Here is a 23,308-nt window from a genome sequence, read left to right on the forward strand (position 1 = left end):
GCTCGACGGCCCTGACGCGTGCTCCGGTGCCGGTTCCGGCATCCGTCGCGGCACGTGCCGCGACACGCCCGGCGATCGCGCACGTGCGCGAGATGGGAACCGGAGCGGGCGGGCGCGCGTTGATCACCGAGAAGACGGGTTACCGGAGCGAGTGCGGAGGACGGCAATGGGTGTGGCCCTGACCAAGGGCGGCAATGTGTCGCTGACCAGGCAGGCCCCCGGCCTGACCGGGGTGACGGTCGGCCTCGGCTGGCAGGCGGACACGGGGTACGACCTCGACGCCGCCGCGCTGCTCTGCGGCCCCGCCGGAAAGGTGCTCTCCGACGAGCACTTCGTCTTCTTCAACAACCTGACGAGCCCCGACGGTTCGGTCCGGCACACCGGTTCCGGCGCCCCCTCCGGCCCCGACGACCAGCAGATCCGCGCCGACCTCTCCCGCGTCCCGGACACCGTCGAGAAGATCGTCTTCCTGGTCTCGCTCTACGAAGGTGCCGCGCGCGGCCAGCACTTCGGGCGGGTCCGCCGCGCCCACATCCGGGTCCAGGACCAGGACAGCGGCACCGAACTCGTCCGCTACGACCTGGCACCCGGCACCCTCGCTGGCGAGACCGCCCTCTGCTTCGGCGAGCTGTACCGGCACGGCGCCGAATGGAAGTTCCGCGCGCTGGGCCAGGGGTACGCCTCCGGCCTCGCCGGGATCGCCGCCGACTACGGCGTGGACGTGCTGCGCGACACGGCACCGCCCGCGTCCTCCTACACCCCGCAGAAGTCGTACGAGCCGCCGACGCCCACCCCGGCGCCCGCCCCGGCGGTCGTCGCCGCGCCCGCCCCGGTGTACTCCGCGCCGTCGTACCCTCCAGGGAGCCCCTCCATGACCTGCTTCTTCGACCCCAACCACGGCCCCGGTGCCACTACCGTGAGCTGGTCGCCGCAGTGGGGCTCGCCCCGCCCGGTCCAGGCGTGCGGGAGCTGCGCCCAGCGGGTGCAGACCACCGCCCCGCCCTTCTACACCCCGCCCCAGCAGGGTTATCCGCAGCAGGTCCCGCAGGGCTACCCGCAGCAGGGCCATGCCCAGCAGGGGTACGGGCAGCAGGGGTACGGCCAGCCCTACGGCGGCGACCACCACCACGACCACCAGCAGCAGGGCGGCGGCGGACGCCGCTTCGGCGCGGGTGCGCTCATCGGCGCGGGCGCGGCCGGACTGGTCGGCGGTGCCCTGCTCAACGAGGCCTTCGACGACGACGAACCCGACATGGTGGTGAACAACTACTACGAGGACTGACCCCGGTACCGGCCCCTACACTGGACCCGCACATCGCAGCCGGTGGGGACGCAGGGGACGGGAGAGGACTGTGACGGGGAACGTCGGTGCCTTCGAGGATCGGGATCCGGCCGCCGAGGTCCTCGCCGAAGCCGCCGCCGCGTTCGGGCTGCTCGCCTCCTCCGCCCGGCTGCACCTGATGTGGGCACTGGCGCAGGGCGAGTGCGACGTCACCCGCCTCGCGGACCGCGTCGGCGGCGCGCTGCCCGCCGTCAGCCAGCACCTGGCCAAGCTCAAGCTCGCCGGGCTCGTCCGCTCCCGCCGCGAAGGACGCCGACAGGTGTACTACGTGGACGACCCGGACATCGTCACCGTGGTCCGGCTGATGGTCGGCCAGCTCACCGCACGCGCCGGGCAGCCCGGCCTCGTACCCGTGCGCGAGCTGCACGGGGCCGGTGGCTGAGACGCCCGCCGCGTCCGGGCCGCGTACCGGCGCACCCGGCGGCCCGGCACCGCACCCGGACCCGTCCCCGCACCCGCGTCCTGCGGAGACCGCGCCGACGGCCCGTGACGTGCCCACCGTCCTTGGAACCCTGCGCGCCCTCGGCACCGGGCCGCGCGGTCTGACCGAGGACGAGGCGGTCGAACGCCTCGCCCGGTACGGCGAGAACACCGGACCCGCCCTGGTCGAACCGTCCTGGCCCCGCCTGTTCACGCGCAGTCTGCGCGACCCGTTCACCGCCGTCCTGGCCTGCCTCGGCCTGGTCTCGGCCGCCGTGTTCGCCTGGGGCACCGCCTCGGTGATCCTGCTGCTCGTCGTCGTGAGCTGCGTCCTGCGCGCCTCCGGCGAGCACCGCGCGGGCCGCTCCACCGTCGCGCTGCGCGAGCTGGTCGCCGGTACCGCCACCGTGCTGCGCCGGGCCGACCCGGACGCCGACCCCGTCGCCCGCGAGATACCCGTGGCCGAACTCGTCCCCGGCGACATCGTCCGGCTCGGACCCGGCGACCTTGTCCCCGCCGACGTACGGCTGCTGCGCGCCGCAGGGCTCACCGTGCATCAGGCCGCCCTCACCGGTGAGTCCGTGCCCGTGCCCAAGACCGCCGACGACCTGCCCGGACCGGCTGGTGACGGCGCCCTCGAACCGGCCCAGCTCTGCTTTCGGGGCAGCGGGGTCGCCACCGGCGGGGCCACCGCCGTCGTCACCGCCACCGGGGCCGGCACCCGCTTCGCCGCCGCTCACGCCCGCCCGGCGGAGCGGCCGTCGGCCAGCGCGTTCGACCGCTCGGTGCACGGCATCTCCTGGATCCTCATCCGGTTCATGCTGCTCACCCCGCCGCTGGTGCTCATGGCCAACGCGGCGCTGCGCGGCCGGGGCCTGGAGACCCTGCCGTTCGCGGTGGCGGTCGCCGTGGGACTCACTCCGGAGATGCTTCCCGTCCTCGTCACCCACTGCCTGGCCCGTGGCGCCGCCCGGCTCGCCCGCACCCACGGCGTGATCGTCGGACGGCTCCCGGCGCTGCACGACATCGGCGCGATGGACGTGCTATGCCTCGACAAGACCGGCACCCTCACCGAGGACCGTCCCGTCGTGGACCGCGCCGTCGGACCGGACGGCGGCGACGACCCCGAGGTGCTGCACTGGGCCGCCGTCAACGCCTGGTGGACCCTCCAGCTCGCCGACCTCCCCGAACCCGACGCCCTCGACGAAGCCCTCCTCGACGCCGTGGACGAGGACGCCCTCACCGCCCACGACGGTGTGGCGGCCGTCCCCTTCACCCCCGACCGGCGGCACGCCACCGCCGTGGTCCGTGCCGCGGACCGGCTCGGGGTGCACACCCTCGTCGTCAAGGGCGACGTGGACACGGTCCTCGACCGCTGCGCCCTGACCGGACCCGACCGGGACCGGCTGCGCGCCCTGGCCGCCCGGCTGGCCGACGACGGCGTACGCGTCCTGGCCGTCGCCACCGCCGACCGCGCGGCGGGTCGGCGCGCACCCCGCCCCGCCGATGTCCGGAACCTGGACTTCCGGGGCCTGGTCACCCTGCGGGACGCCCTCGCGCCCTCCGCCGGTGAGGCGCTCCGCGTCCTCACCGGACGGGGTGTCACCGTCAAGGTCCTCACCGGCGACCACCCGGGCACCGCCGTCCGCGCCTGCCGTGACCTCGGCGTCCCCGTCACCGACGACGCCGTCCTCACCGCCGCCCGCATCGACACCCTCACCGACGCGGGACTGGCCGCCGCCGTCGCCCGTACGACCGTGTTCGCCCGGTGCACCCCCGGCCACAAGGCGCGGGTCACCGAGGCGCTGCGCGCCGCCGGGCACACCGTCGGCTTCCTCGGCGACGGCGTCAACGACCTGCCCGCGCTGCGCACCGCCGACGTGGGGATCGCCCCGCGCCACGCCGCCGACGTGGTCCGCGAGAGCGCGGACGTGGTGCTCGCCGACAAGGACCTCACCGCCGTGGCGCACGCCGTCGCGGCGGGCCGGGAAGCGGGCGGCAACATTGCCGCCTACCTGCGCGTCACCCTCTCCTCCAACCTCGGCAACGTCCTGGCGATGCTCTCGGCGGGCCTGCTCCTGCCGTTCCTGCCGATGCTGCCCGCCCAGGTCCTGCTGCAGAACCTGTGCTCCGACGCCGCCCAGCTCGCCTTCGCCCACGACCGCCCGCACCCGGCCGTGTCGCGCCGCCCGGCCGTGCTCGACCCGCGCGGGCTGCTGCGCTTCATCACCGGCTTCGGCGCGCTCAACGCCGTGGCCGACCTCGCCACCTTCGGCGTGCTCGCGCTCGCCGTGCACGGAGCGGACGCCGGTGCGGACCAGGCGGTGTTCCACTCCGGCTGGTTCACCGAGAACCTCGTCACCCAGGCCCTGGTGATGGTCCTGCTGCGCGGCACCCGCCGTGCCGCCGGACCCCGCAGGCCGGGCCCGGTCGCCCGCGCCGCCGTCGCCGTGGCCGCCGTCGGTCTCGTCCTCCCCGCCTCTCCGCTCGGACCGCCGCTCGGTCTGACCGCCCTCCCCGCTGTGTACTACGCCCTGCTCGGCGCCGTCCTGGCCCTCTACGCCGCCGCCCTCGTCGTCGCCGGAAACCGTTACGAGCGCCGCCACGGCACCCGTCTCCCCACCGGCTGAGCCCGCCCCGACGGGGGGCAGCGCTCGTGATCCGTACACCTGGGGCGGAACACCTGGGACGGGGCTCACATCCGCCGCGCCGTCCCCGCTGGCTACGATGGAGGAGCGTCCGCCCCGGCAGGTGCCCGGAGTTCCTCGGAGCCCCGTACGGCCCGGGTGTGCGCTCCCGCGGTCACCGGCGACCGTTCCCCGGCCTCCCCGTGGCCGACCGCGCGACGCGCGCGGCGGTTCCCGCCGACGCTCGTGATCAGGACCACGCGGCCCGCCGCGCACCCGTCCGAAGGGCCCGCCGCCCGGCGGACGCGGGGTGGCGCACCGGTCCCATGACATGCGTCACGTGAGATCGCGGACGCCGACCGTGCTGCTCAGGCCGGGGATTTGTTAGATTGCGCAACTACGCAACCAAGGTGTGGCTCCTGCTTCACCTGTCCGTACACCGCCGCTGACGCCCGGCCGCGCACCCGACGGCCCGGCTCGCCGGTCCTGACCGTTCCTGGGAGTGGGAGAGATGAGCGACCCGTGGGGCGGCGGCGGTGCGGTGGACGACCGGTGGGACGGGGAGAGTGGACGGGCCCCCCGCGATCCCGGTGCCGACACACCCGCCCACGGCGCTCCCGACGAGGACGACACGCCCAGGCCGCCCGGCGGGCGGGCCGCCGCCCGTGCCGCCCAGCGCTCACGGGGCAGCCGCCGCGCGGGCAGCCGCCGGGCCCGGTCCCGGAGCAGGGGTAAGCGGCTCCTGCGGACAGCCGGACTCTGCCTGGCCCTGCTGGTGCTCGGCACCGCCGGTGTCGGCTGGTGGTTCTACGACCACCTCAACGGCAACATCCACAGCGTCGCCCTCGACGGCAAGGGCGGCACCGAGAAGGCGGACGCCTTCGGGCGCACCCCGATCAACCTGCTCGTCATGGGTTCCGACGGCCGCACCAGCCAGGCCGACTGCAAACTCGGCGGCGGCTGCTCGCAGACCGGCGTGCAGACCGGCAGCAACGCGGACGTCGAAATGGTCGTGCACATATCCGCCGACCGCTCCAACGCGACGGTGATGAGCATCCCGCGCGACACCATGACCCAGATCCCCGCCTGCCGTGACACCGCCACCGGCAAGTCCACCCCCGGCTACTACGGTCAGATCAACAGCGCCCTGCAGTACGGCCCCGCCTGCCAGGTCGCCGCCGTGCACGACCTCACCGGCATCCCCATCGACCACTTCGTGAAGCTCGACTTCTCCGGCGTGGTCAAGATGTCCGACGCCGTCGGCGGCGTACCGGTCTGTGTCAGCGCCGACGTGTACGACACCTACTCGCACCTCAAGCTCTCCAAGGGCACCCACACGCTCAAGGGCGTCGCCGCGCTGGAGTTCGTCCGCTCCCGGCACGGCTTCGGAGACGGCAGCGACCTGGGCCGTACCGTCTCCCAGCACATCTTCCTCGGCGCGATGATCCGCAAGTTCAAGAGCGCGGGCACCCTGACCGACCCCACGGCCGTCTACCACCTCGCGGACGCCGCCACGAAGGCGCTGACCGTGGACGACGGCCTGAACAGCGTCAGCAAGCTGGTCTCGCTGGCCGCCGACGTCAACAAGGTGCCGACGAAGCGGATGACGTTCACGACGATGCAGACCGGCGCCGACCCGAACAACTCCAACCGGGTCGTGGTCGGTCCGGGCGCCAAGACGCTGTTCGCCACCATCGCGCACGACCAGTCGCTCACCACCGGCTCGGGCGGCAAGTCGTCCGCCGCCTCCGCGACCGCCAAGGCGGCCACGAAGACCGTCCCGCCCGCCGAGGTCTCGGTCACCGTCGAGAACGGCACCACCGTCACCGGCCGCGCCTCCGACGTGGCGACCTCGCTGGCCGACCAGGGCTTCGGCTCCGCGACGACCGGCAACGCGCCGAGCCCCGCCTCGTCCACCACGCTCACCTACGGCAGCGGGCTGAAGAGCAAGGCGCAGACCGTCGCCAAGGCCCTCGGCCTCCCCTCCTCCCATCTGAAGCAGGGCACCGGCACCGGCGTCACCCTGGTCATCGGCACCGACTGGCCGAGCGGGGACACGTACCCCTCCAGCGGGGGTTCCGCCTCCGCGTCGGACACCGAGGAAGCCGTCTCCAACGCCCACGCCTCCACCGCCGACCAGGCCAAGGAGTGCGCCAAGGTCAGCCCCTACAAGACCGTCGCCCTCAACGGCGTCCCGATGACGCCCTCCCAGGCGTACGCGGCGGCTTCGGCCAAGCCGGACTCGGACAAGTAGCCGCGGGCGGATGCGATCCCGGTCACGTGGCCGGGGAGAGGGCGACCCGCGGTTCCGCACAGTTGTACTGTTGCGCAATACGGCAATCAAGGTGGACGGCGTTCCGTTCCGGTGCGCGCCGCCGCCCAGTGAAAGAGAGGGGTGGTCGGTATGTTCCGCAACGGGCTGGAGCCCTGGCACCTGCTGATCGTCGCCGCCGTCATCATCCTGCTGTTCGGCGCGAAGAAGCTGCCGGACCTCGCTCGCGGACTGGGCAAGTCCATGCGCATCCTCAAGAGCGAGACCAAGGCGATGAAGGACGAGAACAACGCCCCGGCGGCCTCGGACGACACCCACGCCGAACCGGCGGCCCGGTTCATCGACTCCCCCCGGGGCGAGCCCGAGGCGGCTCGGGCGGCCACGGAAAGCCGTGAGGCCCGCTGACCGTTTTCCCGTGACGGCCCCCTTTCGAGGGGGCTGTTGCGCATTTCCGGCCGGGATTCCTCACGGGACGGCCGGTATCCCCGTTCTTGAGGAATGGGTAAGAGAAACAGGTCTCGGGTAAGAAACCGACAAGCCGTATCGCCTGGATTCACCATCAGTTCGATGGTGAATCCAGGCGATACGGCTTGATGTTCTCCGTGCCGCCCGCGAGCTGCGCTCAGGTGGCGTCGATGTCGAAAGCGGAACGCTCGGCGACGGGCTCAGGACCGGCGGTCTTCGTCAGCGGGACGCGCGCGGCGTTCCGGACGCCGGTGCGGGTGTCGTCGGCCGCCTCGCGCACGGTTCCGGCGATCTGGTCCAGCTCGGCGCGCGGGTCGAGCGCGCTGCGGATCTCCTCCAGTCCGAGCCCCTCGGTCTCGCCGTTGAGCAGATGCTTGCGCACGAACGTCTTGGGCCGCAGATCCTCGAAGTCGAAGTCCTGGTATTCCGGCCCCAGTTCGGAACGGATCTCCGTTTTCGCGCTCTCGGACAACTCCCGCAGCTTGCGCAGCACTCCGGCCACGTTCTGAATCATCTTCGGGAGTTTGTCCGGCCCGAACACCAGGACGGCCAGGACCGCCAGCGTGAGGAGTTCCAAGGGGCCCACGTCTGAGAACATGAATCCACTTTAAACGTTGCGCAGTGGATAAACCATGTGGTGCTTATCGCTCTTGGGTCTCCTGTGGCGCTCCGTCGTCAGGCGCGCGGTGGGTCGTCCCGGCGGGTCGCGGTGCCGGGGACCACGGTGGGGGAGTCGGAGGTGCCGGACGCGGCGTCCTCCTTCTTGAGCGCCTTCGCCTCGCTCTTGAGGATGCGGGCCGCCTTGCCCGCCGAACGGGTCAGCTCGGGGAGCTTCTTGAAGCCGAGGACCACGGCCACGACAAGGAGGATCACGGCAAGCTCGCCGATGCCCATCGGGTCAGCCTCTCCTGGATGACGGATACCGGCGACACGGTGGCCGACGGCGCAGTGCGATCTACAGTGCTGTAGAAGTATCCCCCGACAGTGATCGCCCAACAAGTCCGCCACCCGGCCGAGTTCGGGCGCGGACGCCCGCGACAGGAGCCACAGCAGCACGATGCCGGATCAGTACACCCCGACGAGCTCCGTCGCGTTCCGGGCCGTTCGCCGGGACCTGGCACACCGGTGCCGCGACATCACCGAGGCCCGATGGTTCGCGCTGACCGTCTGCGCGGTCATCGTGCTCAACGCGGCCCTCCTCGGCACGGAGACCTACTCCGGTCTCGTCGCCGCCTGGCACCAGTGGTTACGGCTGGCCGAACACGCCTGCCTGGCCGTCTTCACCATCGAGATCCTGCTCCGCCTCGGCGCCCATGCCGACCGCCCCCGCGCGTTCTTCCGCGACCCCTGGAACCTCTTCGACCTCGCCGTCGTCCTGTGTGCCCTCCTGCCCCTGGTCCGCGAGAACACCACGATCCTGCGCCTGCTGCGGCTGGCCCGCGTCCTGCGCACCGCACGCTTCCTGCCCCAGCTGCGCATCATGCTGGTCGCCGTCGCCCGCAGCCTGCCGGGCACCCTCAGCTTCCTCCTCGTCGGCGCCCTGCTGCTCTACGTGTACGCGATGGTCGGCTGGGTCTTCTTCGGCCACCAGGACCCCCGGCACTACGGCTCCATCGGCCGCGCCGTCCTCACCCTCTTCCTCCTCATGACCCTCGACGGCATCGGTGACGCCGTCCACGCCGGTCTGGAGATCTCCCGCTGGAGCCTCGCCTACTACGCCTCCTACGTCCTCCTCGCCTCCTTCGTCCTCGTCAACGTCCTCATCGGCGTGGTCATCACCTCACTGGACGAGGCCCGGGAGATGGAGCGGTCGGCCCGGCCGGACGGAAACGGCCCGGCGGCCCCGCCCGCCCCGGACGCTCAGGACGACCGGAACATCCTCCTGGCCCGCGTCGCTGCGGCCCGCCGAGCCCTGGACGACCTCGAACGCGACCTCACCCACCCACCCGCCGAGCCCCCGGGCGCGACGGAAGTGCCCGCTTCCCCCACCCCGGTGGGCAGCGGATGAGGGGACGGCACGGGGCTGCCACCCATTGGGCGCCGTCCACCCGCCGACCGGCGGGGTCTCCCTCCGCCCGTCTCACGTCTCCCGGACCGGTGTGTACGCCTCCTCCCCGACGCCGAACGTCCAGGCCACGCCCTCCCTGGCCGTGCGGGTGGTCGGGGGGACGCGGAGCCAGTAGGTGCGAGTGGTTCCGTCCGGCTCCGGGGTGGAGTTGAGGACCTCGACCATGACCACGGGCTCGTCGCCGGTGAGGTCGATGCGCCAGAGGGTGCCGGTGGCGTCGTGATGCAGGGGGCGGGCGCCGGAGTCGGTGAGGTAGCGGTCGTAGCCGTAGAACTCCAGCATGACGCGGCGGAGTTCGGCGTTCTCCTCGGCGCGGATACGGTCCGGGGTGAGGGTGCGCAGTTCCGCGACGAAGGATGCCTCGACCGGCATGCCGCGCCACGCGTACAGCGCGAAGCCGTCCGGGAAGGCGAGCGCCGGGCCGTCGCCCCGGTCGAGGCGGCCCGCCTCGTCCCGGTGCAGCGCCGAGGGCCGCTCGCAGACGACGGCGACCTTCTCGAACGGCCACCACCACCCCGCGCTCCGGCACACCTCGGCCAACCCGTCCAGAGCGCTCGCCCGGCCCGCGAAGGCGGCCAGCCACGGTGCGTCGTGCTGACCGAGCACCGCGTCCAGCAGCGCGAGTCGGACCTCCGCCGACCCGCCCAGGTCCGCCAGGACACCGGCCCGGATCCGGTCCACCAGCGCCTGCGTCGTGTCCCACATCCGGCCACCGGTCACCGACCAGTGCGCCGCCCACCCCGCGGGCCCCAACGCCCGGTGCAGCAGCGCGCGTTCCGCCGCCCACGGCACGTTGCGCACCTCGTCCCGGACACTCGCGCCCCGGTGGGGCAGCGACCGCAGCAGCGCGACCCCCTCGCGGGGCGACGCCGCCCACACCACCCGCTCCGGCTCCGGCAATCCGGCCTGGCGGTAGGCCAGCCGGACACCCGCCTCGGCACGCGCCCGGTCCGCGGGTGCCGTCGAGGCGGCCAGAGCACGCCACTCCTCGACCGGATCGGCCTTCACCACCCCCTCGTACGCCCCCGCACTCCCGTACGCCCCCAACGGCGTCGCCGTCTCCACCTGTGCCATCGTCAACTCCCCTCACGAACCCCGTACGGGTCCGTTCCCGATCCGCCCGCAGTCCGCTCTCAGTCCGCCACGATCCGCACCGAACCCGGTACGTACTCCCGCTGCCGGATCACCCGGTACCACCCGAGGGGCAGCGCGATCGGGCCGTGCTCCTCGTGCACCACCCGGCCGCCCTTCGGCAGATGCAGCAGCATCGGTCCCAAGGGGCCCTGCTCGCGCACCAGATCGCCCGGACCGACCACCGCGTGGGCGTGCCCCGTGACCTCGCCCAGGGCCAGCACCAGCCGGCCCCGCCCGTCCCTCGGCTCACGCGGCGCACCCGCCACATGGGGCGGAACCGCCCCCTCATCCACGGGCACGAGCAGAACGTCTCCCTGCCGGTACATACGTCTCTCCCCTCCGGCGCGGTACCACCCGGCACCACGTCCACGGGAACGACCGTAGAACCCACCACTGACAACGCCCCGAAAACCGCCCCGCCGCCCCGCGTTGTCAGTGGCGGTTGGTACAACTGCGTTGATCACAGCCCGCACTCGTTTCAGCCCGGGGAGCAGCTCATGACCATCGGTGCCCACCTGCAGACCTTCCACCGGCTGCCCGTGTTCACCTTCCCCGGACCGGGCGGCGAACGGAAACTGCCCGAACCCGGCACGCACGCCTGGCGCATCACGTCCGAGGTGTACGACGCCGACGAGGACTGGACCGTGGCCTTCGCCCGCTTTCTGGACACCGTGGACACCGAGCACGTCACCGCGCTGATCGTCGGCGCCTGGCAGGAGGCGTACGAGACCGACTCCTCCGCCGTGATCGAGGCGCTGCTCGCCGCCCGCGACCGGCTCCCGGAGCTGCGCGCCCTGTTCCTGGGCGACATGGTCATGGAGGAGTGCGAGATCTCCTGGATCAACCAGACCGATGTCACCCCGCTCCTCGCGGGTTTCCCCGAGCTGACCGAGTTCGGTGTGCGCGGCGGCACCGGCCTGCGCTTCCCCGCACTGCGGCACACCGCCCTGGAGCGGCTCGTGATGGAGAGCGGCGGCCTGCCCGTCGAGGTGGTGCGCGGGGTCGGCGCCAGCGACCTGCCCGCGCTCGCCCACCTGGACCTCTGGCTGGGCACCCCCGACTACGGCGGCGACAGCGAGACCGCCGACCTGGAGCCGCTGCTCTCCGGCGCCCGCCTGCCCGGCCTGCGCCATCTCGCCCTGCGCAACAGCGAGATGGAGGACGCCGTCGCGGCGGCCGTCGCCTCCGCCCCCGTGGTCGCCCGTCTGGAGACCCTGGACCTGTCGATGGGCGTCCTCACCGACGAGGGCGCCGCCGCCCTCCTCGGCGGCCAGCCCCTCACCCACCTCAAGAAGCTCGACCTCCACCACCACTACCTGACCCAGCCCCTGCTCGACCGCCTCCGCGACACCCTGGAGCCCGCGGGCGTCGAACTCGACCTCGACCGCGGCGGTGCCGACGAGGACGACGACGGCGACGGCACGGTGTGGCGCTACGTCTCCGTGGGGGAGTAGGTGACCCCGCACGACGGGACCCCGCGCGACGGGACCCCGCGCGACGGATGGCCGCACGACGGCAGCCCGCCGCGCGGAGGGTCGTACGACGGCACCCCGTACACCGCCCGCCCGCCGCACGGCGGCAGCACCCCGCACCCCGCCGCGACCCCGCTCCGCTGCGCGGTCGTCGGCAACCCCGGCAACCGCCGCGTCGCGCTCTACGCGCGGGCCGTCCGCGCCGCAGGACTGCCCGCGCCGCGTGTCGTCGCCTGGCGGGACGTACTGCGCGACGGCGGCGCCGACTTCGCGCCCGACGAGGTCGTACGGCTCGACTCGCCGGGCGAGGACGCGGAGGTGGACCGCCTGCTGCGCGGACCCGGCGACCCCACCCGCGTGGAGGGCTCGGCCCGTTGGTACGCCGGGCTGACGGCCGCGCTGCGCGGTCTGCGCGGCGGTATCCGGCTGGACGACCCCGGCGAGCTGGCCGTCCTGTTCGACAAGCGCCGCTGCCACGCCGTACTGAGCGCCGCCGGTGTCCCCGTACCCGCCTCGCCCACCTCCGGGACCGGTACCGACGCGCCGCGGGTGCGCGGTTGGGACGACGTCCGCGCGCTGATGGCCGAGCACCGGATGCACCGGCTGTTCGTGAAACCCGCGCACGGCTCGTCCGCGTCCGGTGTGCTCGCCGTGGAGTCCGCGAGCGGGGGCCGTATCCGCGCCACCACCTCCGTCGAACTGGCCCCGGACGGGCGGCTGTTCAACTCGCTCAAGGTCCGCCGCTACGAGGACGAACGGCGGATCGCCGCCGTCGTGGACGCCCTCGCGCCGGACGGGCTGCACCTGGAACGCTGGCTGCCCAAGGCGTCCCTCGACGGCCGCGCCGCCGACCTGCGGGTCGTCGTGGTCGCCGGGCGCGCCACGCACGCCGTGGTCCGCACCAGCACCACGCCGCTGACCAACCTGCACCTGGGCGGTGCCCGGGGCGACCTCGGCGCGGTCCGCGCCGCCGTGGAAGCGGCCGGGGCCCGCTGGAGCGACCTCCTCGGCGTCTGCGAACAGGCCGCCGCCTGCTTCCCCGGCACCCTCTGCGTCGGCGTCGATCTGCTTCCGGCCGTCGGCTGGCGCCGGTTCGCCGTCGGCGAGGTCAACGCCTTCGGCGACCTGCTGCCCCGGCTGACCGGACTGCCCGGCGGCGGCGCCGAGGGGCTCGACACCTACGCGGCCCAAGTCGCCGCGACGCTCGGCCGGTTCACGCCCGCGCCCCACCCGCACCACCCGCACGACACCAGAACGGGGACCGCCCATGCGCTCGCCTGACCCCACGCCGCCCACGCCGACGCCGCCAGCCACGCCACCACCGGTGCCGACACCCGCACCCGAGCCCGCCGCGCCGACCGGCCTGCCCCTGGCCCCCACCGGCGGCCCGGACATGAACCGCCTCGTCGGCACCCACGACCTGCTCCTCGTCACCCTCGACACGCTGCGCCACGACGTGGCCGCCGAACTGGCCGAGCAGGGTCGCATACCCCACCTCGCGCGCCATCTGCCCGGCGGCAGATGGGAGGAACGGCACGCCCCCGGCAGCTTCACCTACGCCTCCCACCAGGCGATCTTCGCCGGGTTCCTGCCCACCCCGGCGGCCCCGGGACCGCACCCGCGCCTGTTCGCCGCGCGCTTCGCGGGCAGCGAGACCACCGCCGACGGCACCTACGTCTACGACACCCCCGACCTCGTCTCCGGACTGGCGAAGGACGGTTACCACACCGTCTGCATCGGCGGAGTCGGCTTCTTCAACCGGCAGGGCCCGCTCGGCTCGGTCCTGCCCGGACTCTTCCACGAGGCCCACTGGGAAAAGGAGTTCGGCGTCACCTCCCCGACCTCCTTCGAGGCCCAGGTCACGCGGGCCGAGGACGTCGTCCGCGCCCTCCCCGCCGACCGGCGCCTGTTCCTCTTCGTCAACGTCGCCGCCTTGCACCAGCCCAACTGGTTCCACCTGCCCGGCGCCACCCGCGAGGACGGCGACACCCGCGCCACCCACGCGGCCGCTTTGGAGTACGTGGACCGGCACATCGGCCGCCTGTTCGCCGCCATGAGCAGCCGCCGCCCCTGCTTCGCCGTCGTCTGCTCCGACCACGGCACCGCCTACGGCGACGACGGCTACACCGGCCACCGCATCGGCCATCCCGCCGTGTGGACCGTGCCGTACGCCCACTTCCTCCTCCCGCACCGGGCGGCGGACACGACGGCGGACAACACCAACACCCCCGGGACGGCTGCCCGATGACCCTCGCACCCCCTTCTTCCAGCCCGTACCGGAACTACGTCTACGCCTACCCCCACAAGACGGCGTACCGGCGGCTGCCCGAGCGCCCCCGGCTCGACGCGCTGTGGGCGCGGGAGCCCAAGGACGCGCTCTCCCTCTACCTGCACATCCCGTTCTGCGAGGTCCGCTGCGGCTTCTGCAACCTGTTCACCCGCATCGGCGCCCCCGACGGCCTCACCGCCGCCTACCTCGATGCCCTGGACCGCCAGGCGACCGCCGTCCGCGACGCCCTGAACGCGACCGGTAACGGCATCGACGACCACGCCGCCACCGGCACCGAAGGCGTCCGCTTCGTCACCGCCGCGTTCGGCGGCGGTACCCCCACCTTCCTCACCGCCGCCGAACTGGAGCGGCTGTGCGACATCGCGGAGCACCGGATGGGCGCCGACCTGCGCGCCGTCCCGCTCTCCGTGGAGGCGTCACCGGCCACCGCGACCGCCGACCGGCTGGCCGTGCTCGCGGACCGGGGCGCCACCCGGCTCAGCCTCGGCGTGCAGAGTTTCATCGACACCGAGGCCCGTGCCGCCGTACGTCCGCAGCGCCGCGCCGACGTGGAGGCCGCTCTCGGCCGGGTCCGCGAGGCGGCGATCCCGGTCCTCAACATCGACCTCATCTACGGCATCGACGGCCAGACCGAGGCCACCTGGCTCCACTCCCTGGACGCGGCCCTCGCCTGGCACCCCGAGGAGCTGTACCTCTACCCGCTGTACGTACGCCCCCTCACCGGCCTCGACCGCCGCCGCGACGGACCCGACCCCGACTGGGACGCCCAGCGGCTGCGCCTCTACCGCCTCGGCCGGGACCACCTCCTCGCGCACGGCTACGTCCAGCACTCCATGCGCATGTTCCGCCGCGCCGACGCCCCCGCCGAGGGCCCCGACGACTACGCCTGCCAGACCGACGGCATGATCGGCCTCGGCTGCGGTGCCCGCTCGTACACCGCGGACCTGCACTACTCCTTCGACTATGCCGTGGACATGCACGAGATACGCGGCATCATCGACGACTACGTCTCCCGCCCCGCCGCCGACTTCGCGCACGCCGAGTACGGCCGCCCGATGACCCCGGACGAGTCCCGGCGCCGCCACCTCCTGCAGTCGCTCCTCCAGGCGGACGGCCTGCCCGCCGCCGACTACCGCGCCCGCTTCGGCACCGATCCCGCCGACGACTTCGGCCCCGCGCTCGACGGCTTCGCGGGCCGGGGCTGGCTGGAGCACGACACCGCCTCCGGGCGGCTGCGGCTCACCCCTGAGGGCCTCGCCCACTCCGACGCCATCGGCCCGGACCTCTTCTCCCCTGACGTACGCGCCGCGATGGCCGCGTACGAGCGGAAGTAGGCGCCCCGCATGGACCTCACCGTGCTCTACCGGGGCCCGCTCGCCTCCTGCGACTACGACTGCCCCTACTGCCCGTTCGCCAAGCGCCGGGACTCCACCGCCCAGCTCCGCGCCGACCGCGCCGCGCTCGACCGGTTCACCGCGTGGGCCGCCGCGCAGCACGGCGACCGGCTCTCCGTCCTCTTCACCCCCTGGGGCGAGGGCCTGGTCCGCTCCTGGTACCAGCGCGCCCTCACGGACCTCTCGCACCTCCCGCACGTGCGCCGCGTCGCCATCCAGACCAACCTGAGCTGCCGCACCGACTGGCTCTCCGACGCCGACCCGGACACACTCGCCCTGTGGTGCACCTACCACCCCGGCCAGACGCCGTACGACCGCTTCCTCACCAAGTGCCACGAGCTGGCGGAACGCGGCGTGCGGTACAGCGTCGGCATCGTCGGCCTGCCCGAACACCTGGACGCCGCCCGCCGGTTGCGCGCCGACCTGCCCGCACATGTCTACCTGTGGGTGAACGCAGCCGAGGGGCACACCTACGACGACACCGAGGCCGCCCGCTGGACCGGCCTCGACCCGCTGTTCCCGTACAGCCGCCACCCGCACACCAGCGCCGGACTGCCCTGCCGCACGGGGGAGTCGGTGATCTCCGTGGACGGCGACGGCACCGTCCGCCGCTGCCACTTCGTCCGTGCCGAACTCGGCAACCTCTACGACGGCTCGTACCGCGCGGCCCTGCGCCCGCGCCCCTGCCCGCTCGCGGTCTGCGACTGCCACATCGGCTACGTCCACCTCGAAACCCTGCCGCTCTACGACGTGTTCGCGGGCGGTGTCCTCGAACGCGTCCCGGCGGCGCACCCGGGAGGCACACGTTTGGCCGGGACCGTACGGGCAACGTGAGGGCCATGACTGAATCGAACAACGAGACGAACAGCCCGTCCGTTCCGCAGCAGGCGACGGCGGCCGACGCGCGGCTGGCCGCGGCCAGGGCGACCGCACCCGTCGGCCACGCCGCGCAGAAGGCCGCCGCCGGTACCGACCAGGCGATGTCCGCCGCGCGCTCCGGCACCGCACGCGCCACCGAGGCCACCAGCGCCGCCGCCCACACGGCCGCGCGCGGCGTCGAACAGGGCCGTCAGGTGCTCATCACCGCGTCCGGCCAGGTCGCGGCCACCGCGAAGACCGCCTGGGCGGCCGTCTCGCAGCGCAAGCTGGCCGCCACCGGCGCCGCCGCCGGACTGACCGCGATCAGCGCCGCCTCGTACGCCCTCGGCCGCCGCGCCGAACGCGGCACCCAGGGCCCCCTGACCCGCATCACCCAGGGCCGTATCTGACCCACCCGCGCCACCGGCTCGCCCCACCCGCGTACGGCCACCAGCTCCGGGAGACCCGCCGGTCTTCCGGGGCCGCCGGCGTTTCCGGCGGCGGCACCCCGCATGCGGGGCAACCGGACAGGCCGCACCCTGAGGGCATGATAGAGAAGCAGCAGCCCGTGGTGGTGTATCCGCCCGCCGAGGACGGCGGGCGCCGGGTCCGCGTCGGGGACGACTTCGTCGGAATGGCGTACACCCCGCTCGACGTGGCCGACTTCCTCCGCCGGACCGGCATGGGCGACATCGCCCCCGAGGACGTGGCGCAGGCGGACTGGGTGCACTGGCAGGGCGGCGGCCCCGAGGTGTGGGAGCACTGAGACCGCCCCACGCGGACGCCGGAACCGGGGCTGTGCACCGCGCCCCACCGGGGGTTAGATGTGAGCGTCACGGACGGACGCCCCGTCCGCGCCGGACCCGAGGAGACGCCCACCGTGAACGACCGCCCGCACGACAGCGGTACGACCTTCCGCACCCTCGCGCCCGGACAGCGCTGCCAGGTGTGGATCGCGGACGTGACGAGCGGCACCGCCGAACTCCGCCACGAAACGGCCGACATCCTCCTGGAAGCGCCCAACTGGACGCTCGACGGCGAGGCGTTGATCCTCAACGGCGACGGCGTGCTCTGGCGACTGCCGCTGACGGGCGGCGAACCGGCCCGCATCCCCCTGACCGGCGCCCCGCCCCTCAACAACGACCACGTCCTCCACCCGGACGGCACCACGGTCCTCGTCTCCGGCGAGGACGGCCACATCCACCGGGCGCCCCTCACCGGCGGCGCCGCCACCCGCCTCACCGGCGAACCGAAGACCCGGCAGTACCTGCACGGGGCCAGCCCGGACGGTCAACTCCTCGCCTACATCGAGACGTTCCGCGACGACCCGGCCGCCCCCGGCATCGTGACCGTCGCCCCCGCCGACGCGAGCACACCCCCGCACCGCCTCGACACCGGCGCCGGACACAGCGACGGCGCCGAGTTCACCCCGGACGGCACCTGGATCGTCCTCAACACCGAGGCGTACGCGGACGCGCCGGGCCACGCCCAGCTGGCCCGCATCCGCCCCGACGGCACCGGCCTCGCCCGACTGCGCACCTCACCGGACGTGGACTGGTTCCCCCACCTCTCCCCGGACGGCCGCCTCGCCACCTTCCTCAGCTTCCCGCCCGGCACCCTCGGCCACCCGGAGAACCTCCCCGTCCACCTCCGCGTCGTCCCCACCACCGACTGGAACACCCCCCTCCTCGACCTTCCCCTCTTCGGCGGCCAGGGCACCCTCAACGTCAACAGCTGGTCCCCCCACTCCAACCGCTTCGCCTTCGTCGCCTACCCACGCGCCGAGGACAGCGCGACGGTGACGGTCGTCCGGCACTGAGACCGGTCAACCGCCCTCGGTCCGCAGCCGCCCGAACAGCGGCCGTGACACCGGAAGGCGCCCCCCGACCGGCGTCAGCCGCTCCCGGATTCGCTCCGCGGCGTCCGGCACGAAGGGCCGCAGCTCCTCGGCCAGCACACCGCAGGCGGCGACCAGTGCCCGCAGGACGTGGTCCAGGCGTGCGCCCGCCCCGGCGTCCCCCGCGCGCTCGGCCCGTGCCAGCTCCCAGGGCCGGGCGGCGTCCACACACCGGTTCGCCTCCTCCACCACGGCCCACACGGCACCGAGCGCCCGCCGGAAGTCGTACGCCGCCAGCGCCTCGTCCACGAGCCGGGACACCGCCCCGCACCCTTCCGCCAGCGCCCCGACGGCCGCCGGTGCCTCCAGGCACGACGGTCCGGACGGCACCACCCCACCACGGAAGCGGTGCAGCGCCGTCACCACCCGGTGCACAAGGTTGCCCACACCCCCGGCGAAGTCCGCGTCGGCCCGGTCCACCAGGCGGTCCACGGAGAAGTCCGTGTCACCCGAGCGCGGGACCTCCCGCAGCAGCCACCAGCGCACCGCGTCCGTGCCGTACGCGGCCACGAGCGCCGTCGGGTCCACCCCGTTTCCCGCCGATTTGCCGATCTTCCGCCCGTCCACCGTCAGATAGCCGTGCACCAGCAGATCCGTCGGCAGCGGCAGCCCCGCCGACAGCAGGAGAGCGGGCCAGTACACCGCGTGGAAGCGCAGCACCCCCTTGCCGAGCAGGTGCGTCCGGCGCCCCGGAGACGCCCACCAGTGCTCGAACGCCGGGCCTTCGGTGCCGAATCCGAGGCCGGTGACGTAACTGCCCAGGGCGTCCCACCACACGTAGACCACCTGCGTGGGATCGCCGGGCACCGGAATGCCCCAGCCCCGCGCGCGCTCGCGGGACCGGGAGACGGAGAAGTCGCGCAGGCCGCCGTCGATGAGCGCCAGCACCTCGTTGCGCCGGGTCGCGGGCTCCACCCGCAGCGCACCGCTCCCGATCAGTTCGCGCAGCCGGTCCGCGTACCGGGACAGCCGGAAGAACCAGTTCTCCTCCGCGACGCGTTGAGGCTCCGTGCCGTGCTCGGGGCAGCATCCGCCGTCCAGTTCGGCGGGGCTGTAGAACTGCTCGCAGCCCACGCAGTACAACCCTTCGTACGCCCTGCGGTAGAGGTCGCCCGAGGCGGCGCACCGGCGCCACAGCTCCTCCACGCCCGCCCGGTGACGCGGTGCGCCGCTGGTGCGGACGAAGTCGTCCAGCGAGAGGGACAGGGGACCGGCCAGCGCGGCGAAGGCGGCGGCGTTGCCGTCCACGAACGCCTGAACGTCCGTCCCGGCGGCCTCGGCGGCCAGGACGTTCTTGAGCGAATTGTCGTCCGTCCCGCTGACGAGCCGGACCTCCCGCCCGCGCAGCCGGTGATGCCGCGCCAGCGCGTCCGCCTGGACCAGCTCCAGCGCGAAGCCCAGATGGGGGCGCGCGTTGACGTACGGGATCGTGGTGGTGAGGTAGTGCCGTGACGTGTCCATCGGTCCTCCGACCGGTCGGGAGACCGGGGAGGGAGCCTGCCCGCACCACACGTGAGGCCCCGTCCCCGGGGCCTCGGATGCGTTACGCGTCCATGCTCAGCAGCCCCGTGGCGGGGGCATCGTGCGGTGCTGGGAGGGAGACGCGATCATGGGGCGGATGCTAGCGGGGCACTGGGCGGACACGCATCCGGAATTCGCTGGGAGGACACGGCGGGGGAACGCGCGTGGGGAGGGCGAGCCCGTGCCGGTGCACGTCCGGTTCCGCGACGCGGGGGACAGGCCGTCGCCGCCCGGGGTGCCCCGGGAGCCGTCCGCCGTGTGGTGGCGGTGAGGGGCCGGGCCCGTGACCGGGTCCGGCCCCTCAACCGGGCTCTGCGGTAGGTGGGTCAGTTCGTCCGGAACCGCAGTCGGATGGTGCGGGCCTCCGGGCGCAGGGCGAACTCCGGCCAGACGTCCGGGCCGCAGGCGCGGGAGCCGAGGCCGTGCTGGGCCGCGTCCACGACGAGGTGGCTGGTGGCGGACTCCGGCAGCTCGTGCGGGTGGCCCGCGCCCGCGATCTCCTGCGGGGTGTTCCGGCTCAGGGTGAAGCCCGGCCGCCGTCCCGTCGTGTCCGGGAGCGCCGTCACCCGCAGCACCGGCGTGCCCGCGCTGGTCAGCGCCAGCCGTCGCAACTCCGAGCGGTGACCGGTCTCCTGGGGGCGGGCGTAGGCCACGGACAGGTCCTCGATCGCGGACGCGAACCGGCCGACCCGCGCCGCGCGGACACTGTCCGGGTACGACTCGAAGGGACCGGTGCCGAACCACTCGGCGCCGTCCACCGGCTCCTCCCCGTCCGGCAGCGCGAAGTGCACACCGATCCGGGGCCACACCGTGCGCCATCCCCCCGAGGGCTGGATCTCCACGCGGAGTTCCAGCTCGTCGCCCTCCACCGACCACACCGACTCCACCAGCACCGACAGCGCGGAGTGTGCCGGGGACACCCTGTCCACCGTACGCAGCGCGCCCGGACCGGCCTCGGTGGACAGACGGCGCGTGGTCAGCCGGTCCAGGCCGTCACGGCGCCACAGCTCGGCACTGGACGACCCGGCCGCGCTGGCGTCGCTGCACTCCAGGTCCCGCGAGGTGCCCTCGTCGTTGTCGGTGGGCGCCCGGAACAGCTCCAGGCGCGGCCCCGAGACCGGCCGCCCGCCCAGCGCCACCAGGGTCCCGCCCTCGAACTGTCCTATACCGAGAGTCAGTTGCTCACCCGGAGCCGTCCCCGTACCCGGTGCCCAGCCCTCCCGGTGCCGCACCGCCGGGACCGGTCGCCGTACGGAGCGGTCGAGTTGGGCGGTGGCGACCACATGGCCCCGCTCCGCCCACGCCGTGTCCGCGCCGAGGACCGCCTCGACGGTCCACCACGTCTCGGCGTCCGCCGCGACCTCGATCGCGGGCAGCGGCACCCGCGCCGAGGTGCCCGCGCCGATCGCCGGAACCTCCAACTCCCCTGAGGCGACCGCCACTCCGTCATGCTCCACCCGCCACCGGAAGCGGAGGTCGGAGGTGTCGGCGGAGTGCCGCAGATTGCCGATCTCCACCGAGTCGCCGTCGAAGGCGAAGCGCACCGGCTGCACCACGGCCTTGAACTCGTGCAGGCTCGGCGTCGGCACGTCGTCGCTCAGCAGCATGCCGTCCATGACGAAGTTCCCGTCGTGCACGACCTCCCCGAAGTCGCCGCCGTACGCGAAGTACGGCCTGCCGTCCGGGGTTTCGGCCCGCATGCCGTGGTCGCGCCACTCCCACACGAACCCGCCGTGCAGCCGCGGGAAGCGGTGCGTCAGCTCCTCGTACTGGTCGAACGCGCCCGGCCCGTTGCCCATCGCGTGCGCGTACTCGCACAGCACGAACGGCTTCGACCGCTGCCGGGCGCTCTGCGCGGGGGTGCAACGCGTCAGGTTCGCGGGGGACGTGCGGCCGATCCGCTCGGCCTCCGGCACCGAGGCGTACATCCGGGAGTACACGTCGGTGTACTCGCCCGTGTAGTCGCCCTCGTAGTGCACCGGGCGTTCCGGGTCGCGGGCGTGCGTCCACGCCGACATCGCGGCGAGGTTGCTGCCCGTACCCGCCTCGTTGCCCAGCGACCACATGACGATGCTCGGGTGGTTCTTGTCGCGCTCGACGGTACGCCGCATCCGGTCCAGGTAGGCGGCACGCCAGTCCGGGTCGTCGCTCGGGTTGCCCTGCCAGCCGACCTGGTCGAAACCGTGCGTCTCCAGGTCGCATTCGAGGACGACCCAGAAGCCCAGTTCGTCGGCGAGGTCCAGCAGACGCGGGTGCGGCGGGTAGTGGCTGGTGCGGATCGCGTTGACGTTGAACCGCTTCATCCGGGCCAGGTCCGCGCGCGCGTGCTCCTCGTCGAAGACCCGGCCGTGCTCGGGATGCGTCTCGTGCCGGTTCACGCCGTGGAAGACGACCCGGCGCCCGTTCACCAGGAACCGGTCACCCCGGATCTCCACTGTACGGAAGCCCAGCCGCAGCGCGACGGACTCGGCCGCCGAGGACACCGTGGCGTCGTAGAGGCGGGGCTCCTCGGCCGACCACGGCGCGACCTCGCCCACCTCCACCGGACCGACCTCGTCCGGCGACGCCCAGGTCCGCTCGACACCGAGTTCCGGGACGCGCAGGCTCACCGGGAACGCGGACGCGTCGGCGGTGACCTCCGGGTCGATCCGGCCGACGCCGTCATGGAACGCGGTACGCAGCCACACGTCCTCGATGCCACCGGCCGGGCGGGCGGACAGCGTGACGTCCCGGAAGATGCCCGGCAGCCACCACTGGTCCTGGTCCTCGACATAGCTCGCCGCCGACCACTGGTGCACCCGCACGGCGACCGTGTTGTCCCCCGCCCGCACCGCCGACGTCACGTCGAACTCGTGCGCCAGACGGCTGCCCGAGGCACCGCCGATCTCGACGCCGTTCACCCACACGGTGAACAGGGACTCCACCCCGTCGAACCGCAGCACGATCCGCTCCGCGTCCGACCAGCCGTCCGGCAGGCCGAAGTGACGGCGGTAGTCGCCGGTCGGGTTCTCGTCGGGCACGTGGGGCGGGTCGATCGGGAACGGGTACTGCACGTTCGTGTAGATCGGGCGCCCGTACGTCCCGTCGCCTTCGAGGACCCAGTGCGACGGCACCGGGATGCTGTCCCACGCACGGTCGTCGAAGTCGTCGGCCGCGAAGTCGCCCGGCACCGACGCGGTGAGGGAGAGGCGGAACCGCCAGGGACCGTTCAGCGACAGGGAGGGCGCGTCGGAGCGCAGCCACGAGCGCGCCGGGCGCAGCGCGCCGCGTCCGGGTGCGATGTCCGAAACATGGGCGGAAAGCTCGCTGGACAAGAGGTCACGACTCTTTCTTGAGAGCGGAAGGGTGGGGGGTGCCGGACTCCGCGCACCGCCCGTGCGGCATGCGGCGGTACCGGCTCCGAGCCCGCCGGGGTGACGCGGGCGGTCGGCGCGGGGGAGGTGGGGAACGGGGCCGATACGAGGAGCCGTGGGCTCCGCGCGGGCGGGGTGGTGGATGCGCTGCGTCGGAAATCCGGCCCGCGCCGGGGAGGTGCGGGCTGTGGGGCG

The 23,308-nt window shown here is 73.5% G+C and carries 19 protein-coding genes and 1 pseudogene; 14 read left to right on the plus strand and 6 right to left on the minus strand.

What is annotated here, in order from left to right:
- Window positions 1–166: 166 nt before the first annotated feature.
- From KUM39_RS28680 to tatA, 5 genes and pseudogenes are all read left to right on the plus strand, one after another.
- Window positions 167–724: pseudogene (locus KUM39_RS28680) on the plus strand (TerD family protein); the annotation flags it as partial.
- A 628-nt stretch (window positions 725–1,352) separates the two neighbouring features.
- On the plus strand, window positions 1,353–1,724 hold the full coding sequence (locus KUM39_RS07085) for an ArsR/SmtB family transcription factor (RefSeq protein WP_217784549.1): 372 nt from the start codon (window positions 1,353–1,355) through the stop codon (window positions 1,722–1,724).
- Window positions 1,717–4,392, plus strand: a complete 2,676-nt coding sequence (gene mgtA / locus KUM39_RS07090; RefSeq protein ID WP_217784550.1) for a magnesium-translocating P-type ATPase — start codon at window positions 1,717–1,719, stop codon at window positions 4,390–4,392. Before KUM39_RS07085 ends, mgtA begins: the two co-directional genes overlap by 8 nt.
- 508 nt (window positions 4,393–4,900) lie before the next feature.
- Window positions 4,901–6,643, plus strand: a complete 1,743-nt coding sequence (locus tag KUM39_RS07095) for an LCP family protein (RefSeq protein WP_246619725.1) — start codon at window positions 4,901–4,903, stop codon at window positions 6,641–6,643.
- A gap of 150 nt (window positions 6,644–6,793) precedes the next feature.
- Entirely contained in the window at window positions 6,794–7,066 is a 273-nt protein-coding gene (gene tatA, locus KUM39_RS07100) for a Sec-independent protein translocase subunit TatA (protein ID WP_217784551.1), read from the plus strand.
- A 217-nt stretch (window positions 7,067–7,283) separates the two neighbouring features.
- Here the strand turns inward: tatA and KUM39_RS07105 are convergent, their stop codons facing one another.
- Both KUM39_RS07105 and KUM39_RS07110 read right to left on the minus strand, forming a co-directional pair.
- Window positions 7,284–7,724, minus strand: coding sequence for a sec-independent translocase (locus KUM39_RS07105; RefSeq protein ID WP_217784552.1), 441 nt, complete (start codon window positions 7,722–7,724; stop codon window positions 7,284–7,286).
- Between the two features lie 77 nt (window positions 7,725–7,801).
- Window positions 7,802–8,020: a twin-arginine translocase TatA/TatE family subunit gene (locus KUM39_RS07110; protein ID WP_217784553.1), complete on the minus strand. Its 219-nt coding sequence runs from the start codon at window positions 8,018–8,020 to the stop codon at window positions 7,802–7,804.
- A gap of 163 nt (window positions 8,021–8,183) precedes the next feature.
- Between KUM39_RS07110 and KUM39_RS07115 the strand changes: the two genes are divergently transcribed.
- The gene (locus KUM39_RS07115) at window positions 8,184–9,134 is read left to right on the plus strand and encodes an ion transporter (RefSeq protein WP_217784554.1); all 951 of its coding nucleotides are present in this window, start codon (window positions 8,184–8,186) and stop codon (window positions 9,132–9,134) included.
- A 72-nt stretch (window positions 9,135–9,206) separates the two neighbouring features.
- Here the strand turns inward: KUM39_RS07115 and KUM39_RS07120 are convergent, their stop codons facing one another.
- Together KUM39_RS07120 and KUM39_RS07125 are read right to left on the minus strand one after the other, a co-directional pair.
- A complete protein-coding gene (locus KUM39_RS07120; protein WP_246619726.1) occupies window positions 9,207–10,268 on the minus strand; it encodes a DUF6745 domain-containing protein in 1,062 nt (353 codons plus the stop codon).
- Window positions 10,269–10,327: 59 nt separating this feature from the next.
- Window positions 10,328–10,654, minus strand: coding sequence for a DUF8820 family protein (locus KUM39_RS07125; RefSeq protein WP_217784555.1), 327 nt, complete (start codon window positions 10,652–10,654; stop codon window positions 10,328–10,330).
- A gap of 171 nt (window positions 10,655–10,825) precedes the next feature.
- Between KUM39_RS07125 and KUM39_RS07130 the strand changes: the two genes are divergently transcribed.
- The 8 genes from KUM39_RS07130 to KUM39_RS07165 all read left to right on the plus strand — a co-directional run bounded on the left by KUM39_RS07130 (window position 10,826) and on the right by KUM39_RS07165 (window position 18,161).
- Entirely contained in the window at window positions 10,826–11,782 is a 957-nt protein-coding gene (locus KUM39_RS07130) for an STM4015 family protein (RefSeq protein ID WP_217784556.1), read from the plus strand.
- The gene (locus KUM39_RS07135) at window positions 11,783–13,081 is read left to right on the plus strand and encodes an STM4014 family protein (protein WP_217784557.1); all 1,299 of its coding nucleotides are present in this window, start codon (window positions 11,783–11,785) and stop codon (window positions 13,079–13,081) included. It begins immediately after the preceding gene.
- 112 nt (window positions 13,082–13,193) lie between these two features.
- Window positions 13,194–14,048, plus strand: coding sequence for an STM4013/SEN3800 family hydrolase (locus KUM39_RS07140; RefSeq protein WP_217784604.1), 855 nt, complete (start codon window positions 13,194–13,196; stop codon window positions 14,046–14,048).
- Window positions 14,045–15,424 carry an STM4012 family radical SAM protein gene (locus KUM39_RS07145; RefSeq protein ID WP_217784558.1) on the plus strand — a complete coding sequence of 460 codons (1,380 nt, stop codon included), beginning with the start codon at window positions 14,045–14,047 and terminating at the stop codon, window positions 15,422–15,424. The genes KUM39_RS07140 and KUM39_RS07145 overlap by 4 nt, the downstream gene beginning before the upstream one ends.
- Before the next feature lie 9 nt (window positions 15,425–15,433).
- Complete coding sequence (locus KUM39_RS07150) at window positions 15,434–16,318, plus strand: STM4011 family radical SAM protein (RefSeq protein WP_217784559.1); 885 nt, start codon at window positions 15,434–15,436, stop codon at window positions 16,316–16,318.
- Between the two features lie 5 nt (window positions 16,319–16,323).
- Window positions 16,324–16,752 (plus strand): hypothetical protein, encoded by a 429-nt coding sequence (locus tag KUM39_RS07155; protein ID WP_217784560.1) that lies wholly within the window; start codon window positions 16,324–16,326, stop codon window positions 16,750–16,752.
- Between the two features lie 137 nt (window positions 16,753–16,889).
- Window positions 16,890–17,108 carry a hypothetical protein gene (locus tag KUM39_RS07160; RefSeq protein ID WP_217784561.1) on the plus strand — a complete coding sequence of 73 codons (219 nt, stop codon included), beginning with the start codon at window positions 16,890–16,892 and terminating at the stop codon, window positions 17,106–17,108.
- Window positions 17,109–17,168: 60 nt separating this feature from the next.
- Entirely contained in the window at window positions 17,169–18,161 is a 993-nt protein-coding gene (locus tag KUM39_RS07165; RefSeq protein ID WP_217784562.1) for a TolB family protein, read from the plus strand.
- A gap of 6 nt (window positions 18,162–18,167) precedes the next feature.
- Here the strand turns inward: KUM39_RS07165 and metG are convergent, their stop codons facing one another.
- Both metG and KUM39_RS07175 read right to left on the minus strand, forming a co-directional pair.
- Entirely contained in the window at window positions 18,168–19,700 is a 1,533-nt protein-coding gene (gene metG, locus KUM39_RS07170; RefSeq protein ID WP_217784563.1) for a methionine--tRNA ligase, read from the minus strand.
- Between the two features lie 386 nt (window positions 19,701–20,086).
- The gene (locus KUM39_RS07175) at window positions 20,087–23,074 is read right to left on the minus strand and encodes a glycoside hydrolase family 2 TIM barrel-domain containing protein (RefSeq protein ID WP_217784564.1); all 2,988 of its coding nucleotides are present in this window, start codon (window positions 23,072–23,074) and stop codon (window positions 20,087–20,089) included.
- Window positions 23,075–23,308: the final 234 nt, after the last annotated feature.

It is taken from the genome of Streptomyces corallincola (assembly GCF_019104725.1).
Classification (GTDB): domain Bacteria; phylum Actinomycetota; class Actinomycetes; order Streptomycetales; family Streptomycetaceae; genus Streptomyces; species Streptomyces corallincola.